Genomic DNA, 18,473 nt, shown 5'->3' with positions numbered 1-18,473 from the left:
ATAGGTTAAGAATTATAAAAATGGTACGCTTCATAGCACTCTCTGGAACGACAGGGGTTACAGAAAACTTAAATGTCTACGAATACAAGGATGAAATGTTTATCCTTGATTGTGGTGTAGGTTTTCCTGATTTAGAAATGCCTGGAGTTGACCTTGTTATTCCAGACTTTTCATATGTTGTTAAAAATAAACACAAACTAAAAGCTATCGTTTTGTCTCAAGGCCATGAGGATCATATTGGAGCATTACCATTTTTATTAAAACAGGTAAATGCACCAATTTACTGCGCTCCTCTGGTTGCAGAATTTTTAAAAGAGAAATTTAGAGATAATAGAATTACTGACTTTAAAATCAATACTTTCAATTCGGATATGGATACTTTCCAAATAGGTTCATTTAAGATATCTCCATTTAAAGTTACTCACTCGGTTCCAGACACTGTTGGTTTTGCAATAGAAACACCAGAGGGGAAAATTATGCATGTCCCTGAACACAAAATTGATCAAGAGTCTGTTGACGGTCACTCTTTTGACCTAGATAGGGCCAGAAAACTTGCAGAGGGTAATGTGATTTGTTTAATTTCTGATTGTTTAGGGTCAAACGAACCAGGATTTGCACCAAGCGCTGTTCCTGTTGAAGAAAGAATTTTAAATATTGCTAAGAATGCCAAAAACGCACTATTTATGAGTGCCATGTCATCATCAATTGGCAGGTTTCAACAAATGATCAATGTTGCAGTTAAGTTAAATAGAAAAGTAGTTTTTGTTGGAAGATCTATTCAACAAAAAACAGAATCTGCACATAAGCTTGGGTATTTAAAATATTTGGATAGCCAAGTTGTAGATCTTAAAAAGGCCAAAAGAATGCATCCAAAAGACCTATTATATATTGTGGCTGGGTGTTATGGCCAAGTTGGCAGTTCTGTTTACAGATTAGCTACAGACGACGATGATAGATTTTCAATTTCTGATGGAGATATGTTTATTTTTTCAGCAAACCCTGCCCCACCTTATTCAAAAGAGAGCCAAGATTTTATAATAGATGAACTTATAGACCGCGGTGTCGATGTTCACTATTATGACTTAAAAGAAGGCTTACATGTTTCTGGTCATGGTGGACAGGAAGACATCAAAATGCTTTTTGATATAGCAAAACCTAAATATTTTATACCAACAGGTGGAACTATAAAACATATGCATTCATATGAAAAACTTGTAGTTTCAACAGGTAAGCAAAAATCTCAAGTATTTAAATTAAAACCTGGAGATTCTATAGAATTTGAAAATGGAACAGCCAGAAGGGGTCAAAAAGTAAAAGTTAAAGAAGTTATGGTTCATGGTTTGGGGATTGGGGACATTGGAAAGACTGTCCTAGAACACAGAACACTTTTAGGTAAGCAAGGTATGGCAGTTGTAGTTTTTAAAGCAACTAAAAGTGGTAAGGTCTTGGGTAATCCAGAAATTGTAACTAAGGGATTTGTGTTTGAAGGTATTAGTGGTGGGCTTTTAAATGACGCAATGCAAAGGCTGATGAAACACTTAAAAACACACAGTAATTTGAACTCCAAAAAGATTAAAGAAGACGCTATAAAATTTTTAGAAGGTTATTTCTTCAAAACAACAGGTCGAAGCCCTATGATTATTCCAATTGTTGTTGAAGTTTGACAGTTATAGACTTCTGGATTAAAATTGCCCCATGAAACAAGAGAAGGTGCCTAGCAGTAAGGTTTTGGGCTATCTTAGTGGTGTTGGGATAGGTGAGTTTGTTAGTCACATAGCAGATGAAAAGCTAACTCCAAATGAAATCATTGGTGTTATTAGGCAAGCCGCCTTGCGTGAGGCGAAGAAAAAACTTGCTGATGCGGAAGTTGTAATAAAGTCTGTCGAGGGAGTAGAAGCCCAGGCACCAAATGCTGGAGATTTTGAAAAAAATAAAGCCAAGAGGTTACTAAGGTTGGCAAAAAAATTAGGTGCTTCCACTAAAGAATAATAATCTTTCAACTAGCTACAAATTGTAAAAGTTGATATGATGTAATTATCATATGGCAAGGAAACACAAAAAGAGAAAGATAGACAAGAGGGCTTATAAACTAAAACTTAAACCTCAGACTGTTGCAACAATTGCACAAATATTTTTTCTTGCAGTTGCTCTACTTATCATAGTTTCCTTTTCAAGGCGTGGTTTGGTTCTTGTAAGGTTTAACGACATCATAATGGAGATGTTTGGTTTTGCTACAATTTTCTTGCCTTTTATATTTCTATCTTTTTCGTTTTTACTAAGTAGAATAAAACTTCCAATCTCACAGCCCAATGTCATTGTTGGTTCGTTGTTAATGTTTTTATCTCTTTCTGGTATGGGGAGGTCAGGTAATTTGGGTTTAGTCTTTTGGGATGGTGTTTCTACTTTAGTTACGCCGATTGGAGCTATTATTATTTTTCTTGGAGTTTTACTCACAGGTTTTGTAATTATGTTTAATACTTCATTTGACGCAGTTTTTAAACATGTGGCTCATATGTTTTCCACAATAAAAACATACATATTTGGACAGAATTCTGCTGGTGGGGGTAAGATGCTGCCAAGAAAAGACTTTAAAATTTCAGGTAGCAGTCCTAGTGTTTCAACTTCTACAGAAAAACTAGATATAGTAGCACCAAAAGAACCACTAGAAGAAAAAATTGTAAGTAACATTAAAGGTGAAGATGCTATCTGGAAATATCCATCCCTAGATTTATTATCTGATGAAGCTCTAGGTAAGGTTGATAGGGGTGATATCAATGGAAATGCAGATATTATTGAAAAAACACTAGAATCTTTTGGAATTTCAGCCAACATTGTAGAGGTTAATTTGGGACCTGCCGTTACACAGTATGCAATCCAAGTTGCACTTGGTACTAAGCTATCTAAAATTACAGCTTTAGAGCGAGACCTCGCACTTGCACTTTCTGCGCCAACAGGGACTATCAGAATCGAGGCTCCAATACCAGGACGTAATTTGGTTGGTATAGAGCTTCCAAATAAATCTCCAGAATTTGTTCCTTTAAAGAGAATTTTAGAGTCAGATGAGATGAATAATAGAAAATCAAAATTAACAGTTGCATTAGGCCTTGATGTTTCAGGAAAGCCGGTAATTGCAGACATAGGTAAAATGCCCCACGTTTTAATTGCAGGACAAACTGGTTCTGGAAAATCTGTTGCGGTTAACACTTTTCTAGCATCAATATTGTTTAGGGCAAGTCCGTCTGAAGTTAAATTTATTATGGTTGACCCTAAAAGGGTTGAGCTAACTGGTTATAATGAAATACCCCATTTATTGTCCCCCGTCATTGTGGATTCAGATAAAGTTTTATCAGCTCTTCGTTGGCTAACTAGAGAAATGGACAGAAGATATAAGTTGTTTGCACAGGCTGGGGCCAGAAATATAGATAGTTATAATGAGATGAGTGGCTTTCAAGCCCTACCTTACATTGTTTTATTAATCGATGAGTTGGCAGATATTATGCTTCTATCTCCAGTTGAAGTTGAAGATGCAATTACAAGAATTGCTCAAATGAGTCGTGCAGTTGGAATACATATGGTACTTGCAACTCAAAGACCGTCGGTTAACGTCATAACGGGATTAATTAAAGCAAACATTCCAACTAGAATTGCGTTTGCTGTGTCATCGCAAGTTGATTCAAGGGTTATATTAGATACACAAGGTGCTGAAAAACTATTAGGTAAGGGAGATATGTTATATTTACCACCAGATCAGGCAAAACCTGCAAGAATTCAGGGTGCTTTTGTAAATGACGCTGAGATCAAAGGTCTTGTTAGTTTTATTAAAAATCAAGGTGTTCCTGTTCAATATACTGAAGAGGTAACAACAATGACCAAATCTGGAAAAGCTCCAGTACCAGGTGTAACTGGTGATACAGACGACTTTTTTGCAGAAGCTGTAAGGGTGGTTTGCCAATACGATAGAGCGTCTGCATCTTTATTGCAAAGAAAATTATCAATTGGATATGCTAGGGCTGCTCGTGTTATTGACCAACTTCAAGATGCTGGAGTGGTTGCAGTCTCCGATGGTTCATCAAAACCGAGAGAAGTTTTAATTAAAAATGCAGATGACTTTTTGGCTTCATTTAGTAAGTAAAAGTTTTTTTATACAAATATGAACACTATTGGGGAAATATTAAAAACGGCTCGAAACTTAAAAAAAATTAGTTTAAGTGAAATTGAAAGAGAGACAAAGATTAAGATTGAGTTTATAAAATTAATAGAAGAGAATGCTTGGGATAAATTACCTGCATTTCCTGTAGTTTCAGGATTTGTTAGAAACTTGGCAATTATGTTAGACATTCCTCCAGAAAATGCCAATGCAATATTAAGACGAGATTATCCGCCTCAAAAGTTACCAATTAATCCAAAACCAGACGTTAAGACCAATTTTTTTTGGTCACCAAAGCTCGCTTTTGGTTTAGGTGTAACGTTATTGGTCTTAATGGTTTTAAGTTACTTGGGCTTTGAATATTTTAAATTTATAAAACCACCAAATTTAGAAATATTTTCTCCTAAAAATAATGGAGTTGTTTTAAATAATAAAGTTTCAGTTTCAGGTAGAACGACAACTGATGTATTTTTAACAATTAATAACCAACCAATAATAATTGACCAAGAAGGCAATTTCGCAACAGAACTTCAGATAACTCCTGAAACCAACAATTTAAAATTCATTGCTGTTTCAAGATCAGGAAAAACAACTGAAAAAATAGTTAATATTAATGTAGAATGAACGATAGTATAATATAACAATATGGATTCAGTACAAAGACTATTAGTTATAGTAGTTATCTCTTTAACAGTTTTGTTGGTGATAGTTGGTATACAAGTTGTTTTTATAATTTTAGATTTACGAAAATCAGTCAAAAGACTAAACTCCATTTTAGAAGATGCAGTTTTGGGTGGAGGTCTCATAAGACCTGAAAGATTAACAGGAATTGCAGAAATGTTTAAAAGAGATAAGAGTATAACTACCCATGGACAAGAATAGATTTATTTTTTTCTAAACCCCTGGATTAAACGTATTACTTGAGGAATAATTGGCTTGTGTAAATTACGCCTTCGCATATCGGTCGCCCCTATCAAATCTATTGTACCAGGATCCAAATTTGGGAGTTTTTTTTCAAGTTCTTCGGTGCTGATAAGGCCTTGAGCTTCCAAAGCCTTTGCGTATGCTGCATCTTTAAGTATAATGCCACGTACCTTTAAAGTTTCCATATGATACAACTATTATAATCCCAGCTAGATAGGTGTCAAATTTAGATATATAATTCAGTTTATGATTGCAAGTAATCAAGTCCGAGAAAAATATTTGCGTTTCTTCGAAAAAAGGGGGCATAAAATAATTCCTCCTGCTCCACTTGTTTTAGAAAAAGATCCAACAACCCTTTTTACAAGTTCAGGTATGCAACCCCTAGTTCCATATTTAATGGGAGAAAAACATCCTGACGGGACCAGACTAGTTGACAGCCAGCCTTCAATTAGACTTCAAGATATTGAAGAGGTTGGGGACAATAGACACACCACTTATTTTGAGATGTTGGGCAACTGGAGTTTAGGTGATTATTTTAAAGAGGAACAGCTACCTTGGGTATGGGAATTTTTAACAAAAGAATTAAAACTTTCACCAGCAAAGCTATATGTTTCAGTTTTTGAGGGTAATGACTCAGTTCCAGAAGACACCGAAAGTTTCAATATCTGGAAAGATCTGGGGGTTTCTGAAAATCACATTTTTGAATATGGTGTAAAAAAGAATTGGTGGAGTAGAAGCGGAACACCTGATGAAATGCCTGAAGGTGAAATTGGTGGACCAGACTCTGAAATATTTTTTGACTTTGGAGAAAAGCTAAAATTACACGAAAATAGTGAATTTAAAAGTGAAAAATGCCACCCAAATTGTGACTGTGGTAGGTTTTTAGAAATTGGTAACTCAGTCTTTATTCAGTACAAAAAGATGAAAGATGGAAGTCTTGAAGAACTTCCACAAAAAAATGTTGATTTCGGTGGTGGACTGGAAAGAATAACCGCTGCATTAAATAATGACCCAGATGTTTTTAAAACTGATATCTTTTGGCCAACAATTATGAAGTTGGAAAAAATTACAGGTAAAAAGTATGAAGATGAGAAAAAGAATTTTAGAATAGTTGCAGATCATTTAAGGGCATCAGAAGCATTAATTAATGCTGGTGTAGTTCCTTCAAATAAAATGCACGGATACATATTAAGAAGACTAATAAGAAGAATGGCTATAAAATTTTCCGATGTAGACAAGGTGATTAGGAATACTGTTATTTTGGAGGAATTAAAGAAGTTTAAGGTAAGTCTGGATAATGGTTTAAAAGAAATCAAAAAAGTCAAAAAAATTACAGGTAAAATTGCTTTTGACTTGTATCAGTCATATGGTTTTCCACTTGAACTTACGATTGAGTTGTTTACCGACAAAGGACAAAAAGTAGATTTAAAAGAATTTGGTGATGAATTTGAAAAACACAGAACAGCTTCAAAAAGTCTCTCAACTGGAATTTTTAAAGGTGGGCTTGAAGACATTTCGGAAGAAACAACTAAATTACACACAGCAACACATTTATTACATTCCTCACTTCGTAAAGTTTTGGGTGACGTAGTTTCTCAAAAAGGAAGTCATATTACGAAAGACCGACTTAGATTTGACTTTTCATATTCTGAAAAATTAAATGAGGAACAGGTAACTAATGTTTTTGACACAATCAATCGTGTGGTTGATGAAGACTTACCTGTTACATTTATAGAGACTACTCCAGAAGATGCAATTGAAAAAGGTGCCTTGCATTTTTTTGCTGAAAAATATGGTGAAAAGGTAAAAATGTACACAATAGGTTCAAATGAAGACTATTTTTCAAGAGAAATTTGTGGTGGACCTCACGTTACTAGCACAAAACTTGTTGGGAATGTTAGAATGATTAAGCAGGAGAAAATTGGCTCCGGCGTAATCAGAATATATGTTGGACTTTCTTCAAAAACAAAAACCTAATACAGAGAATTTTTGGGCTCTTTTAATTGAGCCGGAATGGATTACTTCTGCCGTCTGGCAAATAAAAGATGGTAAGGTAGAAGTTATCGCAAAATCTCCACCAACCCGTTGGGAAGACAATTTATTGGAAGCAATTGATACTTCACTATCCGCTTGTTCACAGTTTTTACCTGAAGAGTCAATGGATCCCAGTAGGACGGTATTCGGTTTATCTAACAACTGGATAGAAGATGGAAACATAAAACCTGAAAAACTTGAGGAGTTAAAAGTAATTTGTGAGAAGCTATCACTTGTTCCCTCTGGTTTTGTAGTACTTTCTGAAGCTATCTCCCACTTTCTTAAAAGTGAAGATCATGGCGACACTAATGCTTTAGTCTTAGGACTTAGTGACCAGAATATAGAAATTGCAATATTTAATTTGGGAACTTTATCTGGTGTTACAAACGTTTTAAGAAGTGTTTCGGTGGAAGATGATTTAATGGAAGGACTCACAAGATTAAAAGATACAGTTGAAAATTTTCCTTCTAGGATCGTTTTGTATAACCAGAAAGAGCAAGAACTAGAAGATGTTAAAGAAATTTTAAACAACTCGGATTGGGAAAAAGTAGGTCAAAGCAAGTTTATCCATACGCCAAAGATAGAAGTTTTTGACCCAGAGAAAAAGATAATTGCAGTTGCCTTAGCTGGTGGATCTGAACTGGGGGCTGTTGGTGGTGTTGAAGACAGTCAACTGCCTGATGAAACAGTTGTTGAAAGTTTGGAATCAGAAGAGGTTGAAAACATTCAAGAGCCTAATAAACTGACTGCTGAAGAGTTGGGTTTTGTCAAAGAAGAACCAGATCTTCCAATAACCCAAAAAATACAGCTTCCTGATTTAAAAAATAAAATTAAAGGTCTAACCACTTTTAGTAGGCCTAGTATAAAAATGCCTAAACTAAATTTAAACAACAAGATGTTGGTAGTTGCGGGTTCCGGAGCCCTGACTTTAGTTGTGGCAAGTTTTCTTTTGTGGTGGTTTTTACCTAAAGCTGTGGTGACCATATATGTTTCACCAAAACAAATTGAGGAGAATATAGAGATACAGTCAGATTCAAGTATTAAGACTAGTGAAAATGAGATAAGCGTCAGTGGTGAAAAAACTATTTCTACAACTGGCACAAAAACTGTTGGAGAAAAGTCAAAAGGTAAGGTAAAGGTTCAAAATGGCACAGCCTTTCCTATCAACTTAGCAGCGGGAAGTACTTTGTTGTCCTCGTCAGATTTAAAATTTGTAACTTTAAGTTCAGCATCTATCTCTGGTGCATTGTCTCCATCAAATCCTGGAACTGGAGAAATAGAGGTGGAAGCGGGAAGTATTGGTTCAGAATATAACATATCCAAAGACGAGATATTTAAGGTGGGGAATTATCCAAAAGCTGAGGTTGATGCCATTTCCCTTGATGGTTTTGGTGGTGGTTCAAGTCGTCAAATTTCGGCAGTTAGTGAAAGCGATAGAAAGAAAATACTAGATGAGTTAACAGAAGAATTACTAAATGACGCAAAATCTCAAATTTCACAAAAACTTGATTCCAATCAGATACTTATTGACTCGTCAGTTGAAATTGTTTCTCGTGACGAACAGTTTAGTAATAAAGTTGGTGATGAGGCCACATCTATCAAATTGTCGTTGAAACTTGATGTTAAAATTATATCCATTTCTAAAGATGAACTCTTAGCCAAATCTAAAGAAATACTAAATGACAAGATTCCTACGAATTTTGTTCTAAAAGATGATCAGATTGAATACGAAATCATGGCTGAAGATGACCTCTTTAATGTAAGAGTAACGGCAAATCTGTTACCAGACATAGACGAGGGTGAAATTGCAAAGAAAATAGCAGGTAAATACCCTGAACTTGCCGAGGACTACTTCTCTAGTATTACAGGATTTACTAAGGCAGAGTTTAAAATAAAACCGTTATTCCCCGGTAAGCTGGGAACTCTTCCCCATATACCCAAAAGAATGACAGTGAGTTTTGCCGTTGAAGAGTAGTTGATTTACTTTAAAAAAATGAATTTTAGTCACAGAAGAAAAGTTATTAAATTATTGTCGTTTGGATTAAGCGCTTTTGGGCTTACTATATTGTTTGTTTCAATTTGGCCCATTGTTGTTTATCAACTGACCAATGCAAGATCTTATTCCACCCTTCTATCCCCTTTAGTATTAGAGAAAAAAGATGAAACAAAAGAACCCACCGACTATACCAAAGCATCAACCTGGTTTCCTACGGCTGACACAAAAGATTTTGAGGAGTCAAAAGTAGATTTTTACACAATTACAATCCCGAAACTAAAAATAGAAGATGCCATTGTCGCAATCGGGGGTGAAGATTTGTCCAAGCACCTAGTACAGTATCCTGGAACAGCCCTGCCGGGTAGAAACGGCAATGCTGTAATTTTCGGTCATTCAATTCTACCAATTTTCTATAACCCTAAAAATTATATGGCGATATTCTCAACACTTCCTACTTTAAAAAATGGTGATCAGATTTTTGTTAAATTTGATGGTGTTTCATACGATTTTGTAGTTGAAGAACTGTTTGAAATATATCCAACAGACATTCAGATTTTAGAACAAAACAATTCTGATTCGTTTTTAACACTGGTAACTTGTACCCCACCAGGAGACCCCAGAAATCCAAAACGTTTAATTGTTAGGGCAAGAGTGGTAAGCTAACACCAAACCACAAAAAGATTATGAAATTTTTAGGCATTGATTATGGTAGAAGAAAAATAGGTCTTGCTGTTTCTGATGGCAAACTTGCTGAACCATATCAAGTAATTCGCTACAGAGATTGGGATAAAATGATTGCCCACATTCAAAGGATAATTGAAAAGCAAAAAATAGAAAAAGTAGTTGTTGGTATTTCAGAGGGTGAAATGGCAAAGGAGCAAAACGAGTTTGCTAAACAATTTAGAGCTGAAACGTTTGATGAAACACTAAGTTCACATGATGCCCAAGTTATGTCAATTCAATCGGGTATGGGTAGAAAAAAACGACGCGAGATGGAAGATGCATTTGCAGCAACTATTATGTTACAATCATATCTAGACAATGCTTAAAAATGTAATCGCTCCTATTCAGGCTTGGTTAATGTCACAAGGCAAATGTGTTGGCTGTGGTGTTTCATTATCAAACGCAGAAAGTAAAAGTCATAAGTATGGGACAATGGTAACTTGCAAGTGTGGTAGGATTTATATTTATAATGAGAAAACCAAAAAATATAGGCGTGCACTTCTTAATGAAATTTAAACTACTTACAGTAATTCTTTTACCTTTCGTACTTGTTGCAGTTTTTATTTTCTACTTTAGGGGTCTACTTTTGCCAGTCTCTGATAATAGTGGTGAGGTTGATTTTTTAATTAACAAAGGTTCTTCGGTTGCCCAAATAGGTAATAACTTGGAAAGCGCCAAGCTTATACGAAGTGGTATCGCTTTCAAGTTCTATGTGCAACTGACAAATAATACAAATAAAATCCAAGCAGGTGAGTTCCAACTTACTCAAAACCTAAGTTTGGTTGAAATGGTTGATAGACTAAAGAAAGGTCCGACAGAATTTTGGGTAACTATTCCTGAGGGTTTAAGACGTGAAGAAATTGCAATTAGGTTTGCAATCGTCTTAAACAAGGAAACAGATTTTATTGACGAGTTTTTAAGATTAACCGTAGGTAAAGAAGGTTATCTCTATCCCGATACTTATTTATTTCCCAAGTCAGCATCTGCTACCCAGGTTGTTAATAGATTAACCACAACATTTGACCAAAAAGTAAAGAATGCAACCAAAGAACAGGTTATCATGGCTTCCCTTTTGGAAAGAGAAACGTTTACAAATGAGGAAAAACCAGTAGTTGCTGGAGTTTTGTATAAAAGATTAGAAAACGGTTGGCCGTTACAAATAGATGCAACACTGCAATATGCTAAAGATAATATTAAATATAAAAATGTATCCTTGACCAATAAATATTGGGATCCTGCATATGCACAAGATAAAGGTATCGAGTCACCCTTTAATACATACAAGAATCTTGGACTCCCCCCCGCACCAATTGCAAATCCTGGTGCGTCTACAATTAATGCTGTAATTAATTCTGTTGAGAGCGAATACTGGTATTACATCCATGACAATAGTGGCAAGATTCATTATGCCAGAACACTAGATGAACATAATCAAAATATTAATCGGTACTTAAGATAGTTTTTACTTGTTGACACTTATCAAAATTTATATATAATCCCCATTAGGTCTACTTACGTAGGCTTATCTTGTATCACCTATCACCTAAGCTTAATGAAATCAAAAACTAACTTGCGCCGAAATTTTGGGAAAGTAGAAAAAAACCTTCCTAAACTTGATTTGACATTAGTTCAAAGAGAATCTTGGGATTGGTTTTTAAAAAAAGGTGTAGGTGAAGAACTTCAAGCAATATCTCCGATCGACGACTTTACTGGCAAGAATTGGCAATTAGCGTTGGGTGATTATTCACTTGGTAAACCCTCAATCACTGCAAGTTATGCCCAAGAAAAAGGATTAACATATGCAACTCCATTAAAAATTACAGCCACATTAATTAATAAAAGAACAGGTAAAGAAGTCAGCCAAGAAGTGTTTTTAGGTGAACTACCACAGATGACTGTTAGGGGTACATTTATCATAAACGGTATTGAGAGAGCTGTTATTAACCAAATTGTCAGAAGTCCTGGAATTTATTTTTCTGCAGAGGCAGACCCAACTTCAGGTAGATTATTACACAAAGCAGAAGTAAGACCACTCCATGGTTCATGGCTTGAATTTGAGGCAAACAAAAATGATTTGATATATGCAAGAATCGATAGAAGAAAAAAAGTTCTTGCAACAGTATTTTTGAAAGCTTTAGGGTTAGAGAGTGAAAATGAAATAATCAATTTCTTTAAAGAAGTAGATATAGATAAAGATCATAAATACATAGAGGCAACACTTGCAAAGGATGCCACAAAAGGAAAAGATGACGCACTTCTTGAGATATATAGAAAATTAAGACCTGGTGAACCTGTTTTAATTGAAAACGCCACAAATTTATTCGAGAATATGTTTTTAGACAAGAGAAGATATGACTTAGGTGAGGTAGGTAGATACAAAATAGGAAAAAGACTGCCTCTTTCAAGGACTGACAAGTCTGCAAACGTTCTAACCTTGAAAGATATCACTGCTTCACTTACGTATTTAATTGGTTTACAAAATGGTACAGGAAGAGTTGATGATATTGACCATCTTTCAAATCGAAGATTAAGAAGAGTTGGAGAGTTGGTTTCTGTTAACGCATTTCGTATAGGACTATTAAGGCTTGAGAGGTCAGTTAAAGAGAAAATGAGCTTGATATCAGCTGACGACAGGCCACTCCCTTCGAATTTAATTAACGCCAGACCACTAATTTCATCACTTAATGAATTTTTTAGAAGTAATCAATTGTCAACAATTCTAGATGACACAAACCCACTTTCTGAAGTTGATAATCTAAGAAGAGTTTCTGTTTTAGGTTCTGGTGGAATAAATAAAGAAAGAGCATCCTTCTCAATTAGAGACGTAAACTCTTCCCAATACGGAAGGTTAGATCCTGTCAGGTCCCCAGAGGGTCCTAATATTGGTTTGGTCACATATTTATCATTGTATGCAAAAGTTAATGAGTTTGGATTTTTGGAATCACCTTATAGAAAAGTAGAAAAAAAAGGTAAAAAGGTAAAAATTCTAGATGAAATCGTTTACTTAACGGCTGATGATGAAGAAACTTATAATATTACCCATTCAGGAGTGGGTATTGATAAAGATGGATATATAACTGACGCCAGAGTTCCACTAAGACATATGGGTAACTTTGTTGAAGGTCCATCAAGTTTAGTTGACTACATAGATATTACACCAAGGCAGTTGGTGGGTACCTCTGCCTCATTAATTCCATTCTTGGCTCACGATGAAGGAAACAGGGCATTGATGGGTTCTAACATGCAATGTCAGGCTGTGCCACTGGTTGCACCTGATGCTCCAGTTGTTGGAACTGGCATGGAATCCGAGATTTCAAAAGCAATGATTAGAAACATTTTGGCAAGGCATAGTGGTATTGTTGAATATGCAGACAATGAAAAAATAGTAATAAAACTGGATAAAAAGGTCTCCATCGAGGATCTTGAAAAAATTAGTAACAACGAAGATATTGAAATTATTGAAAACGGCAAAAAAGAAGTTTATTCACTTGTTAAATTTAAGAAAACAGCTCATTCAACCTGCTACAATCAACGTGTAGTTGTTAAACCGGGTGACAAAGTTAACGAGGGAGATTTGCTGGTCGATGGACCCGCTAGTCAGGACGGAGAATTGGCACTTGGTCGAAACTTAATGGTGGCCTATACATCCTTTGGGGGTTATGGATTTGAGGACGCAATCTTAATTTCTGAGAGGTTAGTTAAAGAAGACTTATTAACCTCAATCCATATCGAGGAATATGATGCTGAGGTAGTGGACACAAAATTAGGAGCAGAAGAAAGAACAAAGGATATTCCAAATGTTTCTGAATCTGAACTTTCAAATTTGGCTGATGATGGAATCGTTGTAATTGGTGCCGAAGTTGGGCCAAATGATATCTTAGTTGGTAAAATTGCACCAAAGGGTGAAACTGAATTAACGTCAGAAGAGAGGTTGTTAAGGGCCATCTTTGGCGAAAAGGCACGAGAAGTTAGAGATACTTCACTTCGTGTTCCTCACGGAGAGAAAGGTATTGTGGTTGGTGTAAATATTTTGAGCCGAAGTAAGGGTGATGACTTGGGCCCTGGAGTTATTGAGAAGATTATAGTTAAAGTAGCTCAAATAAGAAAAATTACTGTGGGAGACAAAATTGCAGGAAGACATGGTAACAAGGGTGTCATTGCAAAAATAATGTCCGTATCTGATATGCCGTATCTTTCTGATGGTACACCAGTTGATGTGATTATTTCTCCACTTTCAATTCTTTCTCGTATGAACTTGGGACAGCTTTTAGAGGCCCACTTTGGTTTGGCACTTCATAAGAATAACGAAAGAGGAGCATTTCCAGTATTTGATCATATTACAGAGAATGACTTGGTAAATGAACTTAAAAAAGCCAACTTGCCAGTAAATGGTAAGGCCAGGTTAATTGATGGTAGAACCGGTGAGGAATTTAAGGAAGATACGGTGGTTGGTGTTGGTTATATTCTAAAGCTGACCCATATGGTCGAGGATAAAACCCACGCAAGGTCAACAGGACCTTACTCTTTGGTTACGCAACAACCTTTGGGTGGTAAGGCCCAAATGGGAGGTCAAAGACTTGGAGAAATGGAGGTCTGGGCGCTTGAAGCTCACAGAGCTCAGCACGTATTGCAAGAAATGTTAACCATCAAGTCAGACGATATTGTCGGTCGTGCCAAAGCCTTTGAGGCAATTGTTAAGGGAACTGAAATTCCAGAATCTACAATACCAGAATCCTTTAAGGTTCTTGTTCGTGAACTTAATGCCTTGGGCTTAAATATTTTACCAAAGGGTGTTATACTCTCAGATACCAAAATTGAAGAAGATACAAAGCAGGGCAAAGAATTTGCACAAGCCCTAGGTGCTGAAGCAGTAGCCACAGAAGAACTTTTGGATCCAAAAGGAAATATGGAGGTAGAAAATGTTAACTAATACACTAGACACATTGTTTGATTTAAAGAACTTAGAAGACTTTGGTTCATTAGTAATTAGGCTCGCGTCCCCAGACGATATAAGAAAATGGAGTCGCGGTGAGGTAACAAAGCCTGAAACTATAAATTACAGAACTTTAAAGTCTGAAAAGGACGGCCTTTTTGATGAAAAAATCTTTGGACCTTCAAAGGATTGGGAGTGTTATTGTGGTAAGTATAAAAGAATTAGATATAAAGGGGTAATCTGTGACAAGTGTGGTGTAGAGGTTACACAATCAAGAGTAAGACGCGAAAGAATGGGACATATCAACCTAGCTTGCCCAGTAGCCCATATCTGGTTCTTTAAAGGAGCACCTTCAAAAATATCAATGATTCTAGGTGTTGCACCAAGAGCAATTGAACAGGTCATTTATTTTGCACGATACTTGGTCTTGAATGTGGACGAAGACAAGAAAAAGACAGCAATCAAAGTACTGGAGACTGCTTTAGTCGAGAGTGAAAATGAAATTATAACTTCCTTTAAGGATAAAAAGAGTCTTTTAGCAGAAGAAGCTAAAAAGGCAAAGGAAAAGATTGAAGGAAAAATTAAAGACAAGGAGCAACTTGCCCTAGCATTAAATGAAATTGAACTTGATCAAAGAAAAAAGGAAACTGCTATTTCAGAAGATGAAAAAGCAAACCTGAGCAGAAACTCAAGATTGTTTGAAAATCTAATAAGTTTGGTCAGAGGCCTTAAACTTTTAAGTATTCTTTCAGAAGAGGAGTACGATGAACTTTACACTTTTGGTGCAGCTGACTTCTTTGAGGCTAAAATGGGTGCTGAGGCAGTTCTTTCTGTGTTGGCTGAAGTAAATCTTGAAAAAATATCTGAAGAGTTGAAAAAGGAACTAAGTGAAACAAAAACAACAAGTGCAAAGTATATAAAAGCAGTTAAAAGACTTAAATTAATAGAAGGATTGAAAAAATCAAAGATTGATCCAACTTGGATGGTTATGAAAGTTTTGCCTGTCTTGCCACCAGATTTAAGGCCAATGGTGCAGTTGTCAGGTGGTAGGTTTGCAACATCTGACTTGAACGACTTATATAGAAGAGTAATTAATAGAAACAATAGACTTAAGCACTTAATAGGTCTTGGCGCTCCTGAAATTATTTTAAGAAATGAGAAAAGAATGTTGCAAGAGTCCCTAGATTCATTATTAGATTCTTCTCAAAGAAAAGCAACCAGGAGGGCAAGAGGAAGACAACCTTTAAGATCTTTAAGTGATTTACTTAAAGGAAAACAGGGTAGGTTTAGACAGAATCTGCTTGGTAAAAGAGTTGATTATTCAGGTAGAAGTGTAATTATAGTAGGACCTGATCTTAAATTAAATCAATGTGGTTTACCAAAAGAAATGGCTTTGGAAATGTTTAAGCCATTTGTTCTTCGAGAGATGATTACAAGAGGAATTGCCCCAAATGTAAAATCTGCTAAAAACATGCTTGATAGAAGGCCACCTGAAGTTTTTGACATATTGGAAGAAATTACAAAAGATCATCCAGTATTGTTAAATCGTGCGCCAACTTTGCATAAACTATCTATCCAAGCTTTTTATCCAATTTTGATTGAGGGTAGCGCAATTAGACTTCATCCTGCTGTTTGTTCAGGTTTTAATGCAGATTTTGATGGAGATCAAATGGCAGTTCACGTACCACTATCAAAACAAGCAATTGAAGAGGCAAAAACTTTGATGTTACCAGAGCATAACTTATTAAGACCTGCCGATGGTTCACCAGTTTCAACGCCAGCGTCTAAAGAAATGGCATTGGGTGTCTATTATTTGACGTCAATCGACCCAAGTCTTAAAAAGTACACAACTATTTTTTCAGATAAGAGCGAAGCTTTACAAGCTCATCAGAGTTATTTAATTGAATTAAGACAGCCAATTGAGGTTCGCATTGATGGGAAAATAATCGAGACAACAGTCGGTAGAATTACTTTCAATGAAATATTGCCAGATGTTTTTGAATTTGTTAACGAGTCTTGTACATCCACTGTAATTAAGAAGTTGTTTAGCGTTGCATATGCCAAGTGTGACTCAGGAACTGTTGTTAATATGATTGATAGTGTTAAGTCACTAGGTTTTACGGCAGGTACTATCTCAGGTCTATCATTTGGTATATTTGACGCAGTATTGTTACCTGAAAAGGCAAAAATTATTAAGGCTTCTGAAACAAAAGTCGCTGAAATTGAGAGCAACTTTGATATAGGTTTAATTACACTATCTGAAAAGAAAAGAATGATTCAGGAGGTTTGGCTTGAAGTATCCGAAGAGTTGGCTGATAAAACTTGGGATCTAATGGAGCCTACAAACCCAATTAGGGTGGTTATTGATGCTAAGGTTGGTCGTGCAAGCCGAGATCAGGTCAAACAATTATCAGCTATGAGGGGTCTAGTTGTTGATCCACTTGGAAAGATTGTTGAACTTCCAATTAAATCAAACTTTAGAGAAGGATTGTCTGTCTTTGAATATGTTACTTCGTCAAGGGGTTCAAGAAAAGGTTTGACTGACACTGCAATCAAGACAGCCGACGCCGGGTACTTAACAAGACGTTTGGTAGATGTCTCTCACGATTTGATTGTAAGGTTGGTTGACTGTGAAACAACTGAAGGTTTAACAATTAGAAAATCAGATAGACCGCAAGCCTTCACAAACAGGATTACAGGTAGATATTTAGTTAATGATATAAAAGACAAAAAAGGTAAGGTTTTGGGAGTTAGTGGAGACTTAATTAGTGAAGACTTGGCTCTAAAATTTGAAAAAGAAGAGGTTGAGGATGTTATAGTTAGGTCAGCTTTGACTTGCTCAGCAAGACACGGACTTTGTGTTAAGTGTTACGGTTGGGACCTTTCTACTAAAAAGGATGTAGAAGTGGGTACACCTGTTGGGGTAATTGCTGCTCAGTCAATCGGTGAACCTGGTACACAACTTACACTAAGAACCAAACATGCTGCCGGTGCAGTTGGTGTTGACGTTACACAAGGATTACCAAGAGTTGAGGAACTGGTTGAAGCAAGAACTCCAAAAGTAGTTTCTGCAATGGCTGAAATATCTGGAAAAGTCAGTGTTTCTGAGACCGAAGAGGGTATAAAAGTTGTAATTTCTGCGACAGGAAAATCTAAAGAGGAAAGGGAATATATATTACCTAAAACCTTGGAAATAAGTGTTGAAGATGGCCAGACAATAGATGCTGGTGAAGCACTTGCTAAAGGACCTCTTGATATTAAAGACGTGTTGTTGATTTGTGGTTTAAGATCAGCTCAAGAATACTTAGTGACAGAGCTTCAAAAGGTATATGAGTCACAGGGTATTGGCATTAATGATAAACATTTTGAGGTCATTGCAAGAAAAATGAGTGATGAAGTTAGGGTTGTAACTGCAGGAGACACATCCTTCTTACCAGGTGAGTTGTCAAGTAAAGCAACATTCGAAAGTGAGAATGAAAAAGCTTTAGCCGCAGGAGGAGAACCAGCATCAGCTCAACAAATTATATTAGGTATAACTAGAAGATCTCTTTACACTGAGAGCTGGCTATCTGCTGCATCGTTTGAACAGACAACAGATGTGTTAACAGAAAGCTCACTACTCTCAAGAGAAGACAAACTACTTGGTTTGAAGGAGAACGTTATTATTGGAAGATTAATTCCTGTTACTGCAGAAAAAGCCTTAATAAAAAATTAAT

General features: G+C 36.1%; 14 protein-coding genes. 13 read left to right on the top strand and 1 reads right to left on the bottom strand.

Going from position 1 to position 18,473, the window contains the following annotated elements:
* Positions 1-20 precede the first annotated feature (20 nt).
* Genes QY322_02720 through QY322_02700 form a run of 5 tightly spaced genes read left to right on the top strand, consistent with a single transcriptional unit; the run spans position 21 to position 5,029 of the window.
* Positions 21-1,664, top strand: coding sequence for a ribonuclease J (locus QY322_02720; GenBank protein WKZ25280.1), 1,644 nt, complete (start codon positions 21-23; stop codon positions 1,662-1,664).
* 31 nt (positions 1,665-1,695) lie between these two features.
* Complete coding sequence (locus tag QY322_02715; protein WKZ25279.1) at positions 1,696-1,989, top strand: hypothetical protein; 294 nt, start codon at positions 1,696-1,698, stop codon at positions 1,987-1,989.
* A gap of 52 nt (positions 1,990-2,041) precedes the next feature.
* Positions 2,042-4,132, top strand: coding sequence for a DNA translocase FtsK (locus QY322_02710; protein WKZ25278.1), 2,091 nt, complete (start codon positions 2,042-2,044; stop codon positions 4,130-4,132).
* Between the two features lie 18 nt (positions 4,133-4,150).
* Positions 4,151-4,771, top strand: coding sequence for a helix-turn-helix domain-containing protein (locus QY322_02705; GenBank protein ID WKZ25277.1), 621 nt, complete (start codon positions 4,151-4,153; stop codon positions 4,769-4,771).
* Positions 4,772-4,792: 21 nt separating this feature from the next.
* A complete protein-coding gene (locus QY322_02700) occupies positions 4,793-5,029 on the top strand; it encodes a hypothetical protein (protein ID WKZ25276.1) in 237 nt (78 codons plus the stop codon).
* Between the two features lie 2 nt (positions 5,030-5,031).
* Here QY322_02700 and QY322_02695 read toward each other — a convergent pair whose 3' ends face one another.
* A complete protein-coding gene (locus QY322_02695) occupies positions 5,032-5,256 on the bottom strand; it encodes a hypothetical protein (protein ID WKZ25275.1) in 225 nt (74 codons plus the stop codon).
* 61 nt (positions 5,257-5,317) lie between these two features.
* On the opposite strand from QY322_02695, the gene QY322_02690 reads away from it, so the two are divergent.
* The 8 genes from QY322_02690 (at position 5,318) to rpoC (ending at position 18,472) form a co-directional block, all read left to right on the top strand.
* On the top strand, positions 5,318-7,048 hold the full coding sequence (locus QY322_02690) for an alanine--tRNA ligase-related protein (GenBank protein ID WKZ25274.1): 1,731 nt from the start codon (positions 5,318-5,320) through the stop codon (positions 7,046-7,048).
* Positions 7,017-9,080 (top strand): hypothetical protein, encoded by a 2,064-nt coding sequence (locus QY322_02685; protein ID WKZ25273.1) that lies wholly within the window; start codon positions 7,017-7,019, stop codon positions 9,078-9,080. The genes QY322_02690 and QY322_02685 overlap by 32 nt, the downstream gene beginning before the upstream one ends.
* 18 nt (positions 9,081-9,098) lie before the next feature.
* The gene (locus tag QY322_02680; GenBank protein ID WKZ25272.1) at positions 9,099-9,764 is read left to right on the top strand and encodes a sortase; all 666 of its coding nucleotides are present in this window, start codon (positions 9,099-9,101) and stop codon (positions 9,762-9,764) included.
* 20 nt (positions 9,765-9,784) lie between these two features.
* Positions 9,785-10,150: a Holliday junction resolvase RuvX gene (ruvX, locus tag QY322_02675; GenBank protein ID WKZ25271.1), complete on the top strand. Its 366-nt coding sequence runs from the start codon at positions 9,785-9,787 to the stop codon at positions 10,148-10,150.
* A complete protein-coding gene (locus QY322_02670; protein ID WKZ25270.1) occupies positions 10,143-10,340 on the top strand; it encodes a hypothetical protein in 198 nt (65 codons plus the stop codon). The genes ruvX and QY322_02670 overlap by 8 nt, the downstream gene beginning before the upstream one ends.
* Positions 10,330-11,283 (top strand): endolytic transglycosylase MltG, encoded by a 954-nt coding sequence (gene mltG / locus QY322_02665; protein WKZ25269.1) that lies wholly within the window; start codon positions 10,330-10,332, stop codon positions 11,281-11,283. Before QY322_02670 ends, mltG begins: the two co-directional genes overlap by 11 nt.
* 93 nt (positions 11,284-11,376) lie before the next feature.
* A complete protein-coding gene (locus QY322_02660; protein WKZ25268.1) occupies positions 11,377-14,754 on the top strand; it encodes a DNA-directed RNA polymerase subunit beta in 3,378 nt (1,125 codons plus the stop codon).
* Positions 14,744-18,472: a DNA-directed RNA polymerase subunit beta' gene (rpoC, locus tag QY322_02655; protein WKZ25267.1), complete on the top strand. Its 3,729-nt coding sequence runs from the start codon at positions 14,744-14,746 to the stop codon at positions 18,470-18,472. The genes QY322_02660 and rpoC overlap by 11 nt, the downstream gene beginning before the upstream one ends.
* Position 18,473 lies beyond the last annotated feature (1 nt).

The organism is bacterium (assembly GCA_030583725.1).
Lineage (GTDB): Bacteria > Patescibacteriota > Microgenomatia > UBA8517 > UBA8517 > JAUYMM01.
The sequence above is the reverse complement of the archived record's forward strand: the minus strand, read 5'-3'. Positions and strand labels throughout refer to the sequence as shown.

Bases quoted from the DNA above. Each gene is read 5' to 3' on its own strand.
- QY322_02710 (WKZ25278.1), top strand. From the start codon at position 2,042: ATGGCAAGGAAACACAAAAAGAGAAAGATAGACAAGAGGGCTTATAAA.
- QY322_02660 (WKZ25268.1), top strand. From the start codon at position 11,377: ATGAAATCAAAAACTAACTTGCGCCGAAATTTTGGGAAAGTAGAAAAA.
- QY322_02715 (WKZ25279.1), top strand. From the start codon at position 1,696: ATGAAACAAGAGAAGGTGCCTAGCAGTAAGGTTTTGGGCTATCTTAGT.
- QY322_02705 (WKZ25277.1), top strand. From the start codon at position 4,151: ATGAACACTATTGGGGAAATATTAAAAACGGCTCGAAACTTAAAAAAA.
- rpoC (WKZ25267.1), top strand. From the start codon at position 14,744: ATGTTAACTAATACACTAGACACATTGTTTGATTTAAAGAACTTAGAA.
- ruvX (WKZ25271.1), top strand. From the start codon at position 9,785: ATGAAATTTTTAGGCATTGATTATGGTAGAAGAAAAATAGGTCTTGCT.
- QY322_02695 (WKZ25275.1), bottom strand. From the start codon at position 5,256: ATGGAAACTTTAAAGGTACGTGGCATTATACTTAAAGATGCAGCATAC.
- QY322_02685 (WKZ25273.1), top strand. From the start codon at position 7,017: ATGTTGGACTTTCTTCAAAAACAAAAACCTAATACAGAGAATTTTTGG.
- QY322_02720 (WKZ25280.1), top strand. From the start codon at position 21: ATGGTACGCTTCATAGCACTCTCTGGAACGACAGGGGTTACAGAAAAC.
- QY322_02700 (WKZ25276.1), top strand. From the start codon at position 4,793: ATGGATTCAGTACAAAGACTATTAGTTATAGTAGTTATCTCTTTAACA.
- QY322_02670 (WKZ25270.1), top strand. From the start codon at position 10,143: ATGCTTAAAAATGTAATCGCTCCTATTCAGGCTTGGTTAATGTCACAA.
- mltG (WKZ25269.1), top strand. From the start codon at position 10,330: ATGAAATTTAAACTACTTACAGTAATTCTTTTACCTTTCGTACTTGTT.
- QY322_02690 (WKZ25274.1), top strand. From the start codon at position 5,318: ATGATTGCAAGTAATCAAGTCCGAGAAAAATATTTGCGTTTCTTCGAA.
- QY322_02680 (WKZ25272.1), top strand. From the start codon at position 9,099: ATGAATTTTAGTCACAGAAGAAAAGTTATTAAATTATTGTCGTTTGGA.